At 63.4% G+C, this 12,917-nt stretch carries 13 protein-coding genes; 2 read left to right on the top strand and 11 right to left on the bottom strand.

All coding sequences use genetic code 11. The features are described from left to right. Nucleotides 1-3: 3 nt before the first annotated feature. Nucleotides 4-810 (bottom strand): undecaprenyl-diphosphate phosphatase, encoded by an 807-nt coding sequence (locus tag GR183_RS17410; protein ID WP_160776945.1) that lies wholly within the window; start codon nt 808-810, stop codon nt 4-6. A gap of 193 nt (nt 811-1,003) precedes the next feature. Here GR183_RS17410 and GR183_RS17405 point away from each other — a divergent pair, with 193 nt between their 5' ends. Further along, on the top strand, nt 1,004-1,696 hold the full coding sequence (locus GR183_RS17405; protein ID WP_160776944.1) for a glutathione S-transferase family protein: 693 nt from the start codon (nt 1,004-1,006) through the stop codon (nt 1,694-1,696). Next, nucleotides 1,693-2,844: a tRNA epoxyqueuosine(34) reductase QueG gene (queG, locus tag GR183_RS17400; protein WP_160777154.1), complete on the top strand. Its 1,152-nt coding sequence runs from the start codon at nt 1,693-1,695 to the stop codon at nt 2,842-2,844. The genes GR183_RS17405 and queG overlap by 4 nt, the downstream gene beginning before the upstream one ends. Nucleotides 2,845-2,862: 18 nt before the next feature. On the opposite strand, the gene GR183_RS17395 is transcribed toward queG, so the two are convergent. The 10 genes from GR183_RS17395 to GR183_RS17350 all read right to left on the bottom strand — a co-directional run bounded on the left by GR183_RS17395 (nt 2,863) and on the right by GR183_RS17350 (nt 12,896). After that, nucleotides 2,863-4,068, bottom strand: a complete 1,206-nt coding sequence (locus GR183_RS17395; protein ID WP_160776943.1) for an acyl-CoA dehydrogenase family protein — start codon at nt 4,066-4,068, stop codon at nt 2,863-2,865. Nucleotides 4,069-4,087: 19 nt separating this feature from the next. Continuing rightward, nucleotides 4,088-4,858: an SDR family NAD(P)-dependent oxidoreductase gene (locus tag GR183_RS17390; RefSeq protein ID WP_160776942.1), complete on the bottom strand. Its 771-nt coding sequence runs from the start codon at nt 4,856-4,858 to the stop codon at nt 4,088-4,090. Between the two features lie 105 nt (nt 4,859-4,963). Beyond that, on the bottom strand, nt 4,964-5,461 hold the full coding sequence (locus GR183_RS17385) for an RNA pyrophosphohydrolase (protein ID WP_160776941.1): 498 nt from the start codon (nt 5,459-5,461) through the stop codon (nt 4,964-4,966). Nucleotides 5,462-5,470: 9 nt separating this feature from the next. Then, nucleotides 5,471-6,646 (bottom strand): divergent polysaccharide deacetylase family protein, encoded by a 1,176-nt coding sequence (locus GR183_RS17380; RefSeq protein ID WP_202396170.1) that lies wholly within the window; start codon nt 6,644-6,646, stop codon nt 5,471-5,473. Nucleotides 6,647-6,747: 101 nt separating this feature from the next. Next, entirely contained in the window at nt 6,748-8,088 is a 1,341-nt protein-coding gene (locus GR183_RS17375) for a S41 family peptidase (RefSeq protein ID WP_160776940.1), read from the bottom strand. Next, the gene (locus GR183_RS17370) at nt 8,085-9,404 is read right to left on the bottom strand and encodes a murein hydrolase activator EnvC family protein (RefSeq protein WP_208999900.1); all 1,320 of its coding nucleotides are present in this window, start codon (nt 9,402-9,404) and stop codon (nt 8,085-8,087) included. Before GR183_RS17370 ends, GR183_RS17375 begins: the two co-directional genes overlap by 4 nt. 272 nt (nt 9,405-9,676) lie before the next feature. Then, nucleotides 9,677-10,159 carry a 23S rRNA (pseudouridine(1915)-N(3))-methyltransferase RlmH gene (gene rlmH, locus GR183_RS17365; RefSeq protein ID WP_160776938.1) on the bottom strand — a complete coding sequence of 161 codons (483 nt, stop codon included), beginning with the start codon at nt 10,157-10,159 and terminating at the stop codon, nt 9,677-9,679. 56 nt (nt 10,160-10,215) lie between these two features. After that, nucleotides 10,216-10,626, bottom strand: coding sequence for a ribosome silencing factor (gene rsfS, locus GR183_RS17360; RefSeq protein WP_160776937.1), 411 nt, complete (start codon nt 10,624-10,626; stop codon nt 10,216-10,218). Nucleotides 10,627-10,945: 319 nt separating this feature from the next. Continuing rightward, nucleotides 10,946-11,599 carry a nicotinate-nucleotide adenylyltransferase gene (locus tag GR183_RS17355; RefSeq protein ID WP_244313792.1) on the bottom strand — a complete coding sequence of 218 codons (654 nt, stop codon included), beginning with the start codon at nt 11,597-11,599 and terminating at the stop codon, nt 10,946-10,948. A 10-nt stretch (nt 11,600-11,609) separates the two neighbouring features. Then, nucleotides 11,610-12,896, bottom strand: coding sequence for a glutamate-5-semialdehyde dehydrogenase (locus GR183_RS17350; RefSeq protein WP_160776936.1), 1,287 nt, complete (start codon nt 12,894-12,896; stop codon nt 11,610-11,612). Nucleotides 12,897-12,917 lie beyond the last annotated feature (21 nt).

Genomic DNA, 12,917 nt, shown 5'->3' with positions numbered 1-12,917 from the left:
ATTTCAGCCGTGGAAATAGAGGCCTGCAAATCCCGCAAGTCCGATGACGATGCGCCACCAGGCAAAGGGCGCGAAGCCGTGCTTCGATACGAAATCCAGAAGGCCGCGTACCACGAAGATGCCTGCAATGAGCGCGGCGACGAAGCCGACAGAGATGACGGCGGCATCGTCGAAGGAAAGAACATTGCGGTTCTTGTAGAGATCGAATGCGAAGGCGCCCGCCATCGTCGGCATGGCCAGGAAGAAGGAAAATTCGGCTGCCGAGCGTTTGTCCGTTCCAAGCAGAAGCGCGCCGGCGATCGTCGCGCCCGAGCGCGAAACGCCGGGGATCATTGCCAGTGTCTGGCAACAGCCGATCGCAAAACACAGCCACACGGGATAGCTCATCGCGTCGGTGTATTTCGGTTTGGTCGTAAGGCGGTCGATGAAAAGAAGGATCACGCCGCCGCCGACCAGTGTCGTGCAGATGAGGGCTGGAGATTCGAAAAGCACTTCCTTGATGAAGTCATGGGCGAGAACGCCGATAACGGCGGCCGGCAGGAATGCGAGCACGATGCCGGTCGTGAAGCGCTGGGCCATCGGGTCGCTCGGCAGGGCTTTCGCGAGTTTGAGGAGGCGCGAGGAATAGACGGTCAGGATCGCCAGTATGGCGCCGAGTTGAATCAGAACCTCGAAAGTTTTGCCTGTGCTGTGGAATCCGATGAAATGTCCAAGAAGCAGGATGTGGCCTGTCGAGGAAACCGGTATGAACTCCGTCAGCCCCTCCACGAGGCCGAGAAGAAGGGCGCTTGCGAGTGTATCAGTTTCCATACAGGGCGATCTCCGCTCGCGCCGAATCGTTTTTGCTCTCTTCGCGGCGTATTGTACTACGCAGCGTCAGGGACTATACGGGAGCGCGCGGGGGCGCAACCACTTGCCGATACGGTATGAACGGTTGCGAAAGTGTTTTCGCCTATAGTCGCCAACATCGCTTGATAAGCGCGTACGGGTTACCATTCCCCTCATGCTGACGCTGTTTCACCATCCGTTCTCACCTGCATCGCGTTTCGTCCGCCTGATCCTGACGGAATACGGGGCGAAGTCGGAACTCGTTATCGAGCGCCCGTGGGAGCGCCGGCGGGAGTTTCTCTTGCTGAATCCGGCTGGTAGCGTGCCTGTGCTGCAGGAAAATGACGGCCCGCCCGTCTGCGGCGTTTTCGCCATCATGGAGTATCTGGACGAGACGCGCGGCTATGCCGTCGGCAATCGGCGTCTGATGCCGGATCATCCCGATGCGCGCGCCGAAACGCGCCGGCTGGTCGACTGGGCGGTGAACAAGCTCGATCAGGAGGTGGTGGGGCCGTTCGTTCGCGAGCGCGTCTACAAGCAGGAAATGCCCAATTCGAGTGGCGGGGGCGCGCCTGATTCGACGGCGCTGCGCGCGGCGAGGGCCAACATCCGCCATCATATGCGCTATTTCGGGTATCTTGCGGCCTCGCGGAACTGGCTTGCCGGAAGCCGGCTGGGCTTTGCCGATTTCGCGGTGGCGGCCGAGCTTTCCTGCGCCGACTACCTGGGCGAGGTGCCATGGGAGGACGAGCAGAACGTGAAGACCTGGTATGCCAGGATAAAGTCGCGGCCGAGCTTCCGCCCGCTCCTGAGCGAGAAGGTGCGCGGCATGCCGCCGGCGGCTTCCTACGAGGATCTGGACTTCTGACCCCGCGCGCGGCAGCGCGTCTCAAGGATGCGCTTCAGGAAAGGGCCCGTGAACTGCGCTTCGATCTTTGCCGGGTAGCGCCCGCCGGCCTCGGGCCGCAGCATGGCGAAAACCTTCGCGCCTATGTGGCGAAAGGCCATCACGGCACGATGGCCTGGATGGAAGAGACGCTGGCCCGCCGGCAGCATCCGCAGGCGATCTGGCCGGACGCGCGCTCGGTTATCGTGCTGGCGATCTCCTATACGCCCGGTGTCGCGCCGAACGCCCATCTCTCGAGCCGCGACCGGGCGACGATCTCCGTCTATGCGCGCCACCGCGACTATCACGATGTCGTCAAGGGCAGGCTCAAGGAGCTGGCGCAGTTTCTTCTTTCGCGCGCGCGCGCCGCGGGTTGCGAGGATGGCGAGGTGAAGGTCTTCGTCGATACGGCACCCGTGATGGAAAAGCCGCTTGGCGAACAGGCGGGCGTGGGCTGGCAGGGCAAGCACACCAATCTCGTTTCGCGGGATCTGGGCTCGTGGTTTTTTCTTGCAGAGATTTTCACGACGCTCGACTTGCCGGCGGATGACGCCGAGGTCGACCATTGCGGTTCCTGCCGTGCTTGCCTCGACGCCTGTCCGACGAAGGCTTTCCCCGCGCCCTATCAGCTCGATGCGCGCCGCTGCATTTCCTATCTCACCATCGAGCACAAGGGGCCGGTCCCGCACGAGTTCAGGAAGGCGATGGGAAACCGCATCTACGGCTGCGACGATTGTCTTGCGGCCTGTCCCTGGAACAAGTTCGCCGTCGAGGCGCGGGAAGCGAAGCTGCAAGCGCGCGACGATCTTCTGGCTCCAAGGCTCGCCGATCTCCTGAAGCTCGACGATGCGGCTTTCCGTGCGCTGTTTTCAGGTTCGCCGATCAAGCGCATCGGGCGGGACAGGTTCATCCGCAACGTTTTGATCGCGGCCGGCAATTCGGCGGATCGTTCGCTTCTGCCCGATGTCGAGCGCCTGCTCCACGACCCGGCGCCGGTCGTGCGGGGGGCTGCCGTCTGGGCGCTGTCGCAACTGGCGACGCCCGATCGCTTCGCTCAGCTTCAGGCCGCGGCAAAACCGCGTGAGGGCGATCCTCAGGTTCTGGAGGAATGGGCGGCCGGGAGCGTCTGAGCGCACCTTGCCCTGCCGTCAGCCCCATTTCCAGTAGTCGCTGCCTTCCTTGGCGTAGAACCGCGCCAGAACCATCTTGTGCACTTCCGATGCACCGTCGACGAGCCTTGCGCAGCGGGCGTAGCGGTAGACCCATTCGAGGATCGTATCCTTGGAGTATCCGCGCGCGCCGTTAAGCTGCAAGGCTGTGTCGACGGCCTTGTGCAGCGTGTCGGCTACGTGGATCTTGGCCGAGGAAACCTCCGTGCGCGCCCTGTCGCCCTGGTCGAGCTTCCATGCCGCGTTCATCACCAGAAGACGGCCGATCTGGATATCGTGCGCCACTTCGCCAAGCTTCAGCTGCACCGATTCCCGGTCGGCAAGGCGTATGCCGAAGCCTTCGCGCCGCGAGACGTACTCCTGGGCGATTTCCATGCAGCGCTTTGCGAGGCCGAGCCAGCGCATGCAGTGGGTCAGGCGTGCGGGGCCGAGCCTGATCTGCGTGAGCTTCAGGCCGTCGCCCACTTCCATCAGCCGGTTTTCATCCGGGATCGTCAGGCCGTCGAACTCCAGCTCGCATACGCCGCCGTGCTCGTCGGGGCCCATGTTGTCGATGCGCCTGACGATGCGCCAACCCGGCTGGTCTGCGTGGAAGAGAAAGGCCGACAGGTGCCGGCGCTTTTCCTCGGGGTTCGGATCCGTGCGCGCGATCAGGATGAAATGCCGGGCGACCGCCGCTCCGGAGATGAACCACTTGTGGCCGTGGATGCGCCACGCGTCGCCATCGCGCTCGGCGCGGGTTGCGATCATGCCGGGGTCCGACCCGCCGCCGGGGTGCGGCTCGGTCATCACGAAGCTTGAATTCACCTTGCCGTCCACGATCGGCTGCAGCCATGCGTCCTTCTGAGCTTGCGTGCCGACAGTCTCGAGCACGCGCATGTTGCCGTCGTCGGGGGCGGCGCAGTTGAAGGCGGACGGCCCGAAGATCGAGCGGTTCGCCTCTTCGTAGAACACCGCCTGTCCCACCATCGGCAGGCCAAGGCCGCCACGCTCGCGCGGCATCTGCGGTGCCCAGAGGCCGGCATCCTTCGCCTTTTGCCTCAGCTCGTCGCGCAAGCTCATGCGGATGTTTTCGAATTCGTTGTAGTTCGCCGGGTCGCTTTCCAGCGGCAGGATATGCTCATCGACGAATTCGCGAACCTTGAGGCGAAGCTCGTCGTGGCGCGGGTCGAGCGTGAAATCCATAAGCGAAGCTCCGGGGTCTTCAGAGTGAGGATACCAGGTGGCCGCCGTCGACGGGGATGACGGCGCCGGTCATATAGCGCGAGGCGTCGCTCGAAAGCAGGATGAAGGGCCCGTCGAGCTCTTCCGGGTTGCCGATCCGGCGCATGGGGATACGCTTGATCATGGCCTCTCCCTGCGGAGTGTCGAAAAAGCCGGCGTTGATCTCCGTCTCGAAATAGCCCGGTGCGATCGCGTTTACGCGCACATCGTAGCGCGAAAGCTCAAGCGCCAGCACCTTGGTCATCTGGACGACGCCCGCCTTGGAGATCGCATAGGGCGCCACGCCCTTGGCGACGCGCTCGCCGAGGATGGAGGCGATGTTGACGATCGCGCCCGGCGTGCCGGTATCGCGCCAGTGCCGGCCCGCGGCAACGGAGAGCAGCCACACGCCGCGCAGGTTGACGTCGATGACCTGATCGAAGTCTCCCGCCGTCTGGTCGAGCGCGGCTCCCCCGCTCGCCGTGCCGGCGTTGTTGACGAGCACGTCCAGTCCGTCGAAGGCGTTGGCCACCTCATCGATGCAGGCGTTGATCGACGCCTCGTCGGAAACGTCCAGAGTGCAGGCGAGCGAGCGTTCCGCGCCGAGCGTCAGGAGTTCTCCGGCAAGGTCTTCAAGGCGCTCGCGCCGCCTGGCGGCAACGGCGACTTTCGCGCCCTGGCGGGCGGCGAGGCGGGCGAAATGCATGCCGAGGCCGCTCGAAGCGCCGGTGATCAAAATGCGCTTGCTCTTCAGGGCCGAGCCGAAATCCATAAGCGTCCTCCCGGATATACGAATGCTTTTGCATTGCTTGTCCGCGAATTTATGAGGAAGTGGCGGCAGTGTCACCGGTATATGGCTTGATAGGGAGCTATCCGGTCAGGACGTCAAATCCGCGAACGCCGAGACGACGCGCTGGTACACGTCCCGCTTGAAGGGGATCACCAGATCGCACAGCCTGGACGCCTTTTCCCAGCGCCAGTCGCAGAATTCCCGCTCATGTCCGTGCGGCGGGGAGAGGATATCGATCTCGGCCTCATCGCCCGTGAAGCGGAAGGCATACCACTTCTGCGCCTGGCCCCGGTATTTTCCCTTGCGCGTGCGCTCCAGCACCTGCGGCGGAAAATCGTAGGCGAACCATTCTGGAGCCTCGGCGATCGGCTCGACGGAGCGTATCGCCGTTTCCTCGTAAAGCTCGCGTCTGGCTGCCAGCAGCGGGTCCTCGCCCGGGTCGATGCCGCCTTGCGGCATCTGCCAGGCGTGTTCGGGTTCCGCGTCGTGTTCGGGCACGCGTTTCCCGATCCAGACGAGACCTTTCTGGTTCAGGAGCATGACGCCGACGCAAGGGCGGTAGGGAAGGGTCTCCACGTCAATCATGTAAAGGGCTCAGTTCCCCACCGCTCGGTCGATAGAGGCGCTGACGGGGATGAGCTGCAGGCCGCGCTCTTCCAGCGTCTTCGACCATTCCTCGATCTGCTCGATCGTCACCGGCAGAGCGGAGGCCCCTCCCACGGCCATGCCCTGCGCCCTTGCGACACCTTCAAGCTGCAACAGGCGCGCGGTTATCTCGTCGGCCTTCGGCACTTCGTCGAGCACGATGTCCACTTTCGAGAACGGCGTGTGTTCGCCGCTTGCGGCGGCGGTCGCGACGCTGCGCGAGGACGATCCGTCATCCACATACATCAGCCCGCGATCCGTTATCTCGGACAAGAGGCCTTGCAGCGCCGCCTCATCGGAGGTGAACCGGGCTCCGGTATAGTTGATCACGCCGACATAGTTGGTCAGGCGGGACAGCAGCCACGCGAGGCGGTCGCGCATCTGGTCGCTCTTCAGGCTGACGAGAAGCGTATGCGGGCCGGGGTCGTTGTCGGGGTAGTCGAAAGGCTCGAGAGGAAGCTGAAGCAGCATCTCGTGGCCCTCCTGCCGGGCTCGCTGCATCCAGCGGTCGAGGCTCGACCCGTACGGCGCGAAGGCGAACGTCGTTTCCGGCGGCAACTGTTCGACCGCCATTTGCGTCGTCGTTTGCGACAAGCCAAGCCCGCCGACGATGATCGCGATCTTCGGTACGTTGGGGAACGAGTTGTCGGCAGGGCGGGCATAAAGATCGAGCGGGCGCAGGCCATCGGTCGAAACGGCGGGAAGCGGGCCGTAGGGGCCGGGCTCCGTGACGCGCGAATCGGCTCTGATCGACAGGCTTGAGGGGATTGGCGGAGCAACGCCCGCTGCAAGGGTCTCCGTTTCGTCGGGATTCGGTTCGAACCTGGGTCCGAGCGGCCTTTCCGCTCCGCCCGCACCGCCTTCGGATGCCGTAGAGGAGCCGTCCTTCACTTCGGGCTCGATCCCGACGACGGCGATGTCCCGCGCCGAAAGGCCCTCCAGCGACCGTTCGAGGCGGACAACCGCCGTCGGCTCTCCGCCGAGCGGGTCGTCCACCACGCCGATCCAGACAAGCGCGGTCGTGATCAGGATGACGAGAAGGCCGGCCCCGACAAGGCCGAAAGGCAGACGCAGAACCTTGCGCTTGCCCAGTCCGAGGGGAGCGGACAGATCATTCGAGTTCATATTCGGTCAAACCGCCTTTGCCGCATCGCCGGGCCACTCCCTCAATGGCCCGGCAGGACTCGATCGTTGATGTTCGAACCGGCTACTCGCGACTTGGCCGATCAGTTGGGAATGGATGCCTTCTGGTCGCCGGTCGGCGGGAAGGCGCTGTGAACCTGGATGCCCCGCAACAGGTCGAGGGCGAGCTTCAGCTGCGTATCGTCCTTCGGATCGGCGGGAACATAGGCCTGGCTGCCGGAGCCTTCGTTTTCCTCGCCGTCCTCTGCTTCCAGGTGGCCGCGCAAGCCCGCTTCGCCCTTGGTCTCGGCCTTGCCCTTCAGTTCGTCGGGCAGTTCCTGGAGGACTTCGATGTCGGGTCCGATGCCTTTTGCCTGGATGGACGTACCGGAAGGCGTGTAATAGCGCGCCGTGGTCAGGCGAATTGCGCCGTTCGCGCCGAGCGGGATGATCGTCTGCACGGACCCCTTGCCGAAGGAGCGGGTTCCGAGAATGGTCGCCCGGCGGTGGTCCTGCAGCGCGCCGGCCACGATTTCCGAAGCGGACGCCGAACCGCCGTTGACCAGCACGATCACCGGAACGCCTTTGACGAGATCGCCGGAACGCGCGTTGTAGCGTTGCGTTTCCTCGCTGTTGCGGCCACGCGTCGAGACGATCTCGCCACGGTCCAGGAAGGCGTCGGAAACGGCGATCGCCTGATCCAGCAGGCCGCCCGGGTTGTTGCGCAGGTCGAGCACGAAGCCCTTGAGCTTGTCGCTGCCGATCGATTTGGTCAGCGAATCGATGCCGTCGCGCAATCCGTCGAACGTCTGTTCGTTGAACTGAGTGACGCGGATGTAACCGACGTCTTCCTCTTCGCGGTAGCGCACGGATTTGATGCGAATGACGTCCCGCTTGATCGTGAATTTCCTCGGCTCGTCCGAGCCTTCTCGGCGAACCGTGATCTCGATTTCCGTGCCCACTGCGCCGCGCATGCGCTCGACCGCCTCGTTGAGCGTCAGGCCCTGAACCTGCTCGCCGTCAAGGTGGGTGATCAGGTCGCCGGCAAGCACGCCGGCCTTGAAGGCGGGCGTATCGTCGATGGGCGTGACGACCTTGACGAGCCCGTCTTCCATGGTGACCTCGATGCCGAGGCCGCCGAATTCGCCGCGGGTCTGCACCTGCATGTCGCGGAAATTCTTGGGCGACAGGTAGCTGGAATGCGGATCGAGCGACGACAGCATTCCGTTGATCGCGGACTCGATCAGTTTCGCGTCGTCCGGCGTCTCGACGTAGTCGGATCGGACGCGCTCGAACACATCTCCGAAGAGGTTGAGCTGCCTGTAGGTATCGGATGCTGCGGCATTGGCGACACCGCTGACCCGAACCGGGACCTGCGACAACGTCGTCACGGCAGTTGCGCCCATGACGACGCCAACCAGGAGTAGTGAGACTTTCCGAATCATCCGCGAACCTTCTCATCTTCGGCTCGATCCCACCACGGAGATGGATCGATCGCGATGCCGTCTTTTCTGAATTCAACGTAGAGGACGGGCTGAGTCGCTGCAAGGTCAAGCGTTGCTGCGCTTGCCAATTGCGTTGATCCCATTTCCGCCACGGGTTCTCCGGCGAGAACGAACTGACCCAACTCCACGTCGATACGCCCCAAACCGGCAAGCAGGATATGATACCCGTCGCCGGCGTTAAGGATCAAGAGCTGGCCGTAAGAGCGGAACGGTCCGGCATAGACCACCCAGCCATCCGTCGGTGCCGTTACCTGTGCGCCCGAACGGGTGGCTATGGACTGGCCTTCGGTCAAACCGCCGAATCCGTCGTCTTCGCCAAAGCTTCTGAGAAGGGAACCGGTCACCGGAAGCGGCAGGTTCGCCTTCGTGTTCACAAATGCGACAGCGGGCGCCAGCCTGCCTGGATCGGCAAAGGGGGCGGCCGCGGTTTCCGTATCGCCGGCTTTCGCGCGCGCCGCTTCCGCGGCGCGTGCTTCTTCCGCCGCCTTGCGCGCGCTTTCGATCTCTTCTTCGATCGAGGCGATCAAAGCCTTCAGCGACGTTGCCTTTTCCGCCAGTTCGGCCGCTCGGCCGCGCTCGGCTTCAAGCTCGGCCTGGCTTTTGGCGCGCTGGTCCTTCTTGGACGCCAGAATAAGCTCCACGCGCTTGCGTTCTTCGGCAAGGCGCTCGGCGTCGGTTCCAAGCCGGTCCCGCTCGGCCGCGATCGATATCTTCAGCCGGCGCAATTCCTTCAGGTCGCTCGAAAGCGCCTGCGTCTCGATGTGAATTTCCGGCATTACCGCGTTGAGCAGCAAAGCGCCGCGCACGGCGCCGATCGCGTCTTCAGGCCTTACCGCGAGCGCAGGCGGCGGACGCTGGCCGATCCGCTGCAGCGCGGAAAGCACCTCCGTCAAAACGCCCTGCCGTTCTCTCAGCGAAGCCAGCACGGTTTCCTCGTTCCTCACCAGGCGGCCGAGGCGCGCCTCGGTTGCCGCCAACTGCTCCTCAAGGCCCTTGACCCGCTGCGCCGTGCGCAAAAGGTCGACGTTGAGCGCCTCCCTGTCCCGGTCGATCGAGCGGATCTCGCGGGCGATAGCCGCCTGCCTTTCGGCCGACAGCTCGATATCCTGCGTCAGCGCGCCCAGTTCCTCTTCGCGCTCGGCAATGCGCCTGTCCAGGGCGTCCGCTTCGCCGCCTTCGCCCGGCGCATTCGCCGAAAATCCGACCGCATCCTGCCCGAATGCGGAAGGTGCGCCGAAAAGGAGGCCCGCGCTCAAAAAGAAAGCCGCCACGGCGTCCCGAGCCCGGGTTGACCCTTTGCGCATACACACCCCTTGAGAAACTTGCGAGCAGGCCGAAACCGTGGCCGGGTGCTTTTCCTGCACCGTCATTTCGCCTGTCCGTTTCCCTCAGGATGGCCTCGTCACGTTAATGAATCGTCAACCATAGCGACCATGCGTGCCGAGGTCTCATCGACAGATCGACCGCTAGTTTACAAATGAGGCAGAATACAGGCGTGTCGAGGGTTATCCCGAGCCAATAAGCAGTATCATGGACGATGATAGGGATGGCCGCTCAAAATCGTGATCGCGCGGTAGACCTGTTCAGCGGCAAGGCTGCGCACGATCTGGTGCGGCCAGGTCATCGGCCCGAAAGCGAGCTTCAGATCCGCGGCGTTCAACACTTCGTCACCATGCCCGTCCGGGCCGCCCGTCAGGAAGGCGATTGCCGGCGCGCCGCTGTCCTTCCAGCTTTCGAACCGGGCGGCGAAATCCTCGCTCGTGAAGGTCCTGCCGTTTTCGTCGAGCGCGATGACGATGCTGCCTGCAGGCAGGGCTTTCATTAGCGCGCGCGCTTCATTGGCCTTGCGCTCTTGCGCGCGCGGCGAACGGTCTTCCGCGATCTCTATCTCGTCAGCGGATGTTATTCCAAGCGCGCGGCCGGCCTTTGCGATCCGCTCCTGGTATCTGTCGAAAAGCTGCCTTTCGGCGCCGGCTTTCAGCCGCCCGATGGAGGCAAACAACACACGCACGGCCTGATGCCGGAAAATTCCGGTCCCTGAATACGATATTGCCCGTCAGGCGTGCTTCAGCCCGATAGCCTGGGTGTCGCCGGTATGTCGGCGGCCCACATCTTCTCGATGTTGTAGAAGCCGCGTACTTCCGGCCGGAAAATGTGGATCACCACATCGCCGGCGTCGATCAGCACCCAGTCGCAAGCCGAAAGCCCTTCGACCCGCGCCGCACCATGGCCGGAGTCCTTGAGATCGCGCAAAAGATGATCGGCGATGGCGCCCACGTGCCGGTGAGAACGGCCCGAGGTGACCACCATATGATCGGCGATCGCTGACTTTCCGGTGATGTCGATGGAAACGGTGTCCTCGGACTTGGAGTCTTCGAGACTGGCGAGGACGATATCGAGCAGATTGCCGCGCTTAGCAACGGAAATCGCTTCATCCTGGTGAGAGGACGCCACGGCCCTCTCGGATTCAAAGGTCATGCTCAGACGTATAGCCCTTCGTCTAGAGCATATCCCGCGAAATCAGAACCGGATTTCGCGACAAGGATATGCTCAAACCATTGATCCTGGAGCGATTTCTTGTCACGAAAGCGATGCCGCTTTCGTGGAAAGCGCTCCAAGTCGAGGATAACGCGGACCAGCCCGCGTTTCCGAAAGTCCGAGGCGGCATCGGCGAGCTGACATCGCGCGCTCGAAGCCGGATCGAACTGCTATAAAGATAAGCGATCCGCCTTGACATTTTCAAGACGCGCGCCGTTGCCTAGGCGTCAGGATTTGGCTCGGGATGCGTTTTCGAGCGTTATTGGCGAACGACTGTCGCATGCCCGCAACGCTGCGCCCGCAATGCTGTTGATGACGTATCGTCGAGCCGGGTGTGCAGGAAAGTCCAGGCCGGTGGGGCAATGCCGGCAAGGGTCGTGGCGCGGCTCTCGTCCCAGCGGTACGGCGCATATGCGTTTGCCGCAACGGATTTCAGCGGGGCGAATGAGGCATCGGGGCGATCCACGACGATCAAAGGCACGTTCTCAAGGATGGAGCGCCAGGACTGCCAGCGATGAAAGGTCATCAGGTTGTCGGCGCCCATGATCCAGGCGAACCGGAGCCGTGGCCGGATCTCCAGCAATCTTGCGACCAGCCTGGCGGAATAGGTGGTGCCGATCAGCGCTTCGAAGGCGGTCACCTTCATGCGCGGGTGGCGGGCCAGTTTCCTCACCGCGTCCACCCGCTCTTCAAGCGGCGCGAGCCCGCCGTGTTCCTTCAGCGGGTTGCCGGGCGTGACCAGCCACCAAACCTGATCTAGATCGCAGCGTTTCAGCGCCGTTTCGGCAACCGTCCTGTGCCCGGAATGCGGCGGATTGAACGAACCGCCGAACAGGCCGATGCGGTTGCCGGGCTCGGCGTGGGGCAGCCGCATCCAGTCCGGCGGCAATGCTGCGAGAGGGCCGGCTGTCATTGCCTGCCCGTCACGGCCGCGTCTGGCCGGAGCCGCGCACCTGGTACTTGAAGCTCGTCAGCTGTTCCAGTCCGACGGGGCCGCGCGCATGCATCCGCCCCGTTGCGATGCCGATCTCCGCGCCCATGCCGAATTCGCCGCCGTCGGCGAACTGCGTCGAGGCGTTGTGAACGAGGATCGCGGAATCGACTTCGTTGAAAAACTTCTCCACGGCGGCTGGATCCTCGGCGATGATGCCGTCGGTGTGATGCGACCCGTAGGTCTCGATATGATCGATCGCCTCGTCGATACCGTCCACGATCTTCACCGACAGGATCGCGTCGAGATATTCGCTATGCCAGTCTTTTTCTTCGGCCGGTTTGGCGTCCGGAAAGTACGTTTTTACTTTCTCCTCGCCGCGAATTTCGCAGCCCTTTTGCTCCAGCGCGCGCAGGATCGGCACCAGATGGGTATCGGCAACCGCGCGGTCGACGAGCAGCGTTTCCAGCGCGCCGCATATGCCCGTGCGCCGCATCTTGGCGTTGGTCACCACATCCACCGCCATGCCCACATCCGCGGACCGGTCGACGAAAAGATGGCAGATTCCCTCAAGATGCGCGAATACCGGCACCCGGGCTTCGGTCTGCACGCGCTCGACAAGGCTCCGTCCGCCGCGCGGCACGATCACGTCGACCTGCCCGCTCAGGCCTTTCAGCAGTTCGCCCACAGCCGCGCGATCTGTAACGGGCACGAACTGGATCGCCGTCTCCGGCAGGCCCGCGGCCTTCAGCCCTTCCACAAGGCTTGCGTGAATGGCCATGTTGGAGCGTATGGTGTCCGACCCGCCGCGCAAAATGGCGGCGTTTCCGGCTTTCAGGCAAAGCGCGCCTGCATCGGCCGTTACGTTCGGACGGCTTTCGTAGATGATGCCGATCACGCCGAGCGGGGTTCTGACCCGCTCGATTTTCAGTCCGTTCGGGCGATCCCAGGAATCGACGACCTTGCCGACCGGATCGTCGAGTTCGGCGATCGCCTCCAGGCTTGCGGCTATCGCCTCGATCCGCTCTACGCTGAGCGTGCCGCGGTCGAGATAGGCCGATGTCTGGCCGTTCGCCTTCATCGCGGCGATGTCCTGCGCGTTGGCGGAAAGAATTTCGGGCGTGCGGACGCGCAGGCTTTCCGCCATGGCCTTGAGTGCCGCATTCTTGGCCGCGGTTGGCGCCGTCGCGAGCTTTCGTGCGGCCGCGCGCGCATTGGCGCCCATTTCCAGCATCAGCTCTTCGATATCGGCCTCACCGGCCACCGCTTCCTGCAACATCGCTTTCATCCCGCAAAATTC

The sequence above is a fragment of the Stappia sediminis genome (assembly GCF_009826895.1).
Taxonomy (GTDB): domain Bacteria; phylum Pseudomonadota; class Alphaproteobacteria; order Rhizobiales; family Stappiaceae; genus Hongsoonwoonella; species Hongsoonwoonella sediminis.
The sequence above is the reverse complement of the archived record's forward strand: the minus strand, read 5'-3'. Positions and strand labels throughout refer to the sequence as shown.

Coding starts and splice junctions, on each gene's coding strand:
- GR183_RS17410 (WP_160776945.1), bottom strand. CDS start 810: ATGGAAACTGATACACTCGCAAGCGCCCTTCTTCTCGGCCTCGTGGAG.
- GR183_RS17405 (WP_160776944.1), top strand. CDS start 1,004: ATGCTGACGCTGTTTCACCATCCGTTCTCACCTGCATCGCGTTTCGTC.
- GR183_RS17395 (WP_160776943.1), bottom strand. CDS start 4,068: ATGGATTTCACGCTCGACCCGCGCCACGACGAGCTTCGCCTCAAGGTT.
- GR183_RS17390 (WP_160776942.1), bottom strand. CDS start 4,858: ATGGATTTCGGCTCGGCCCTGAAGAGCAAGCGCATTTTGATCACCGGC.
- GR183_RS17385 (WP_160776941.1), bottom strand. CDS start 5,461: ATGATTGACGTGGAGACCCTTCCCTACCGCCCTTGCGTCGGCGTCATG.
- GR183_RS17380 (WP_202396170.1), bottom strand. CDS start 6,646: ATGAACTCGAATGATCTGTCCGCTCCCCTCGGACTGGGCAAGCGCAAG.
- GR183_RS17375 (WP_160776940.1), bottom strand. CDS start 8,088: ATGATTCGGAAAGTCTCACTACTCCTGGTTGGCGTCGTCATGGGCGCA.
- rsfS (WP_160776937.1), bottom strand. CDS start 10,626: ATGACCTTTGAATCCGAGAGGGCCGTGGCGTCCTCTCACCAGGATGAA.
- GR183_RS17355 (WP_244313792.1), bottom strand. CDS start 11,599: ATGACAGCCGGCCCTCTCGCAGCATTGCCGCCGGACTGGATGCGGCTG.
- GR183_RS17350 (WP_160776936.1), bottom strand. CDS start 12,896: ATGTTGCAGGAAGCGGTGGCCGGTGAGGCCGATATCGAAGAGCTGATG.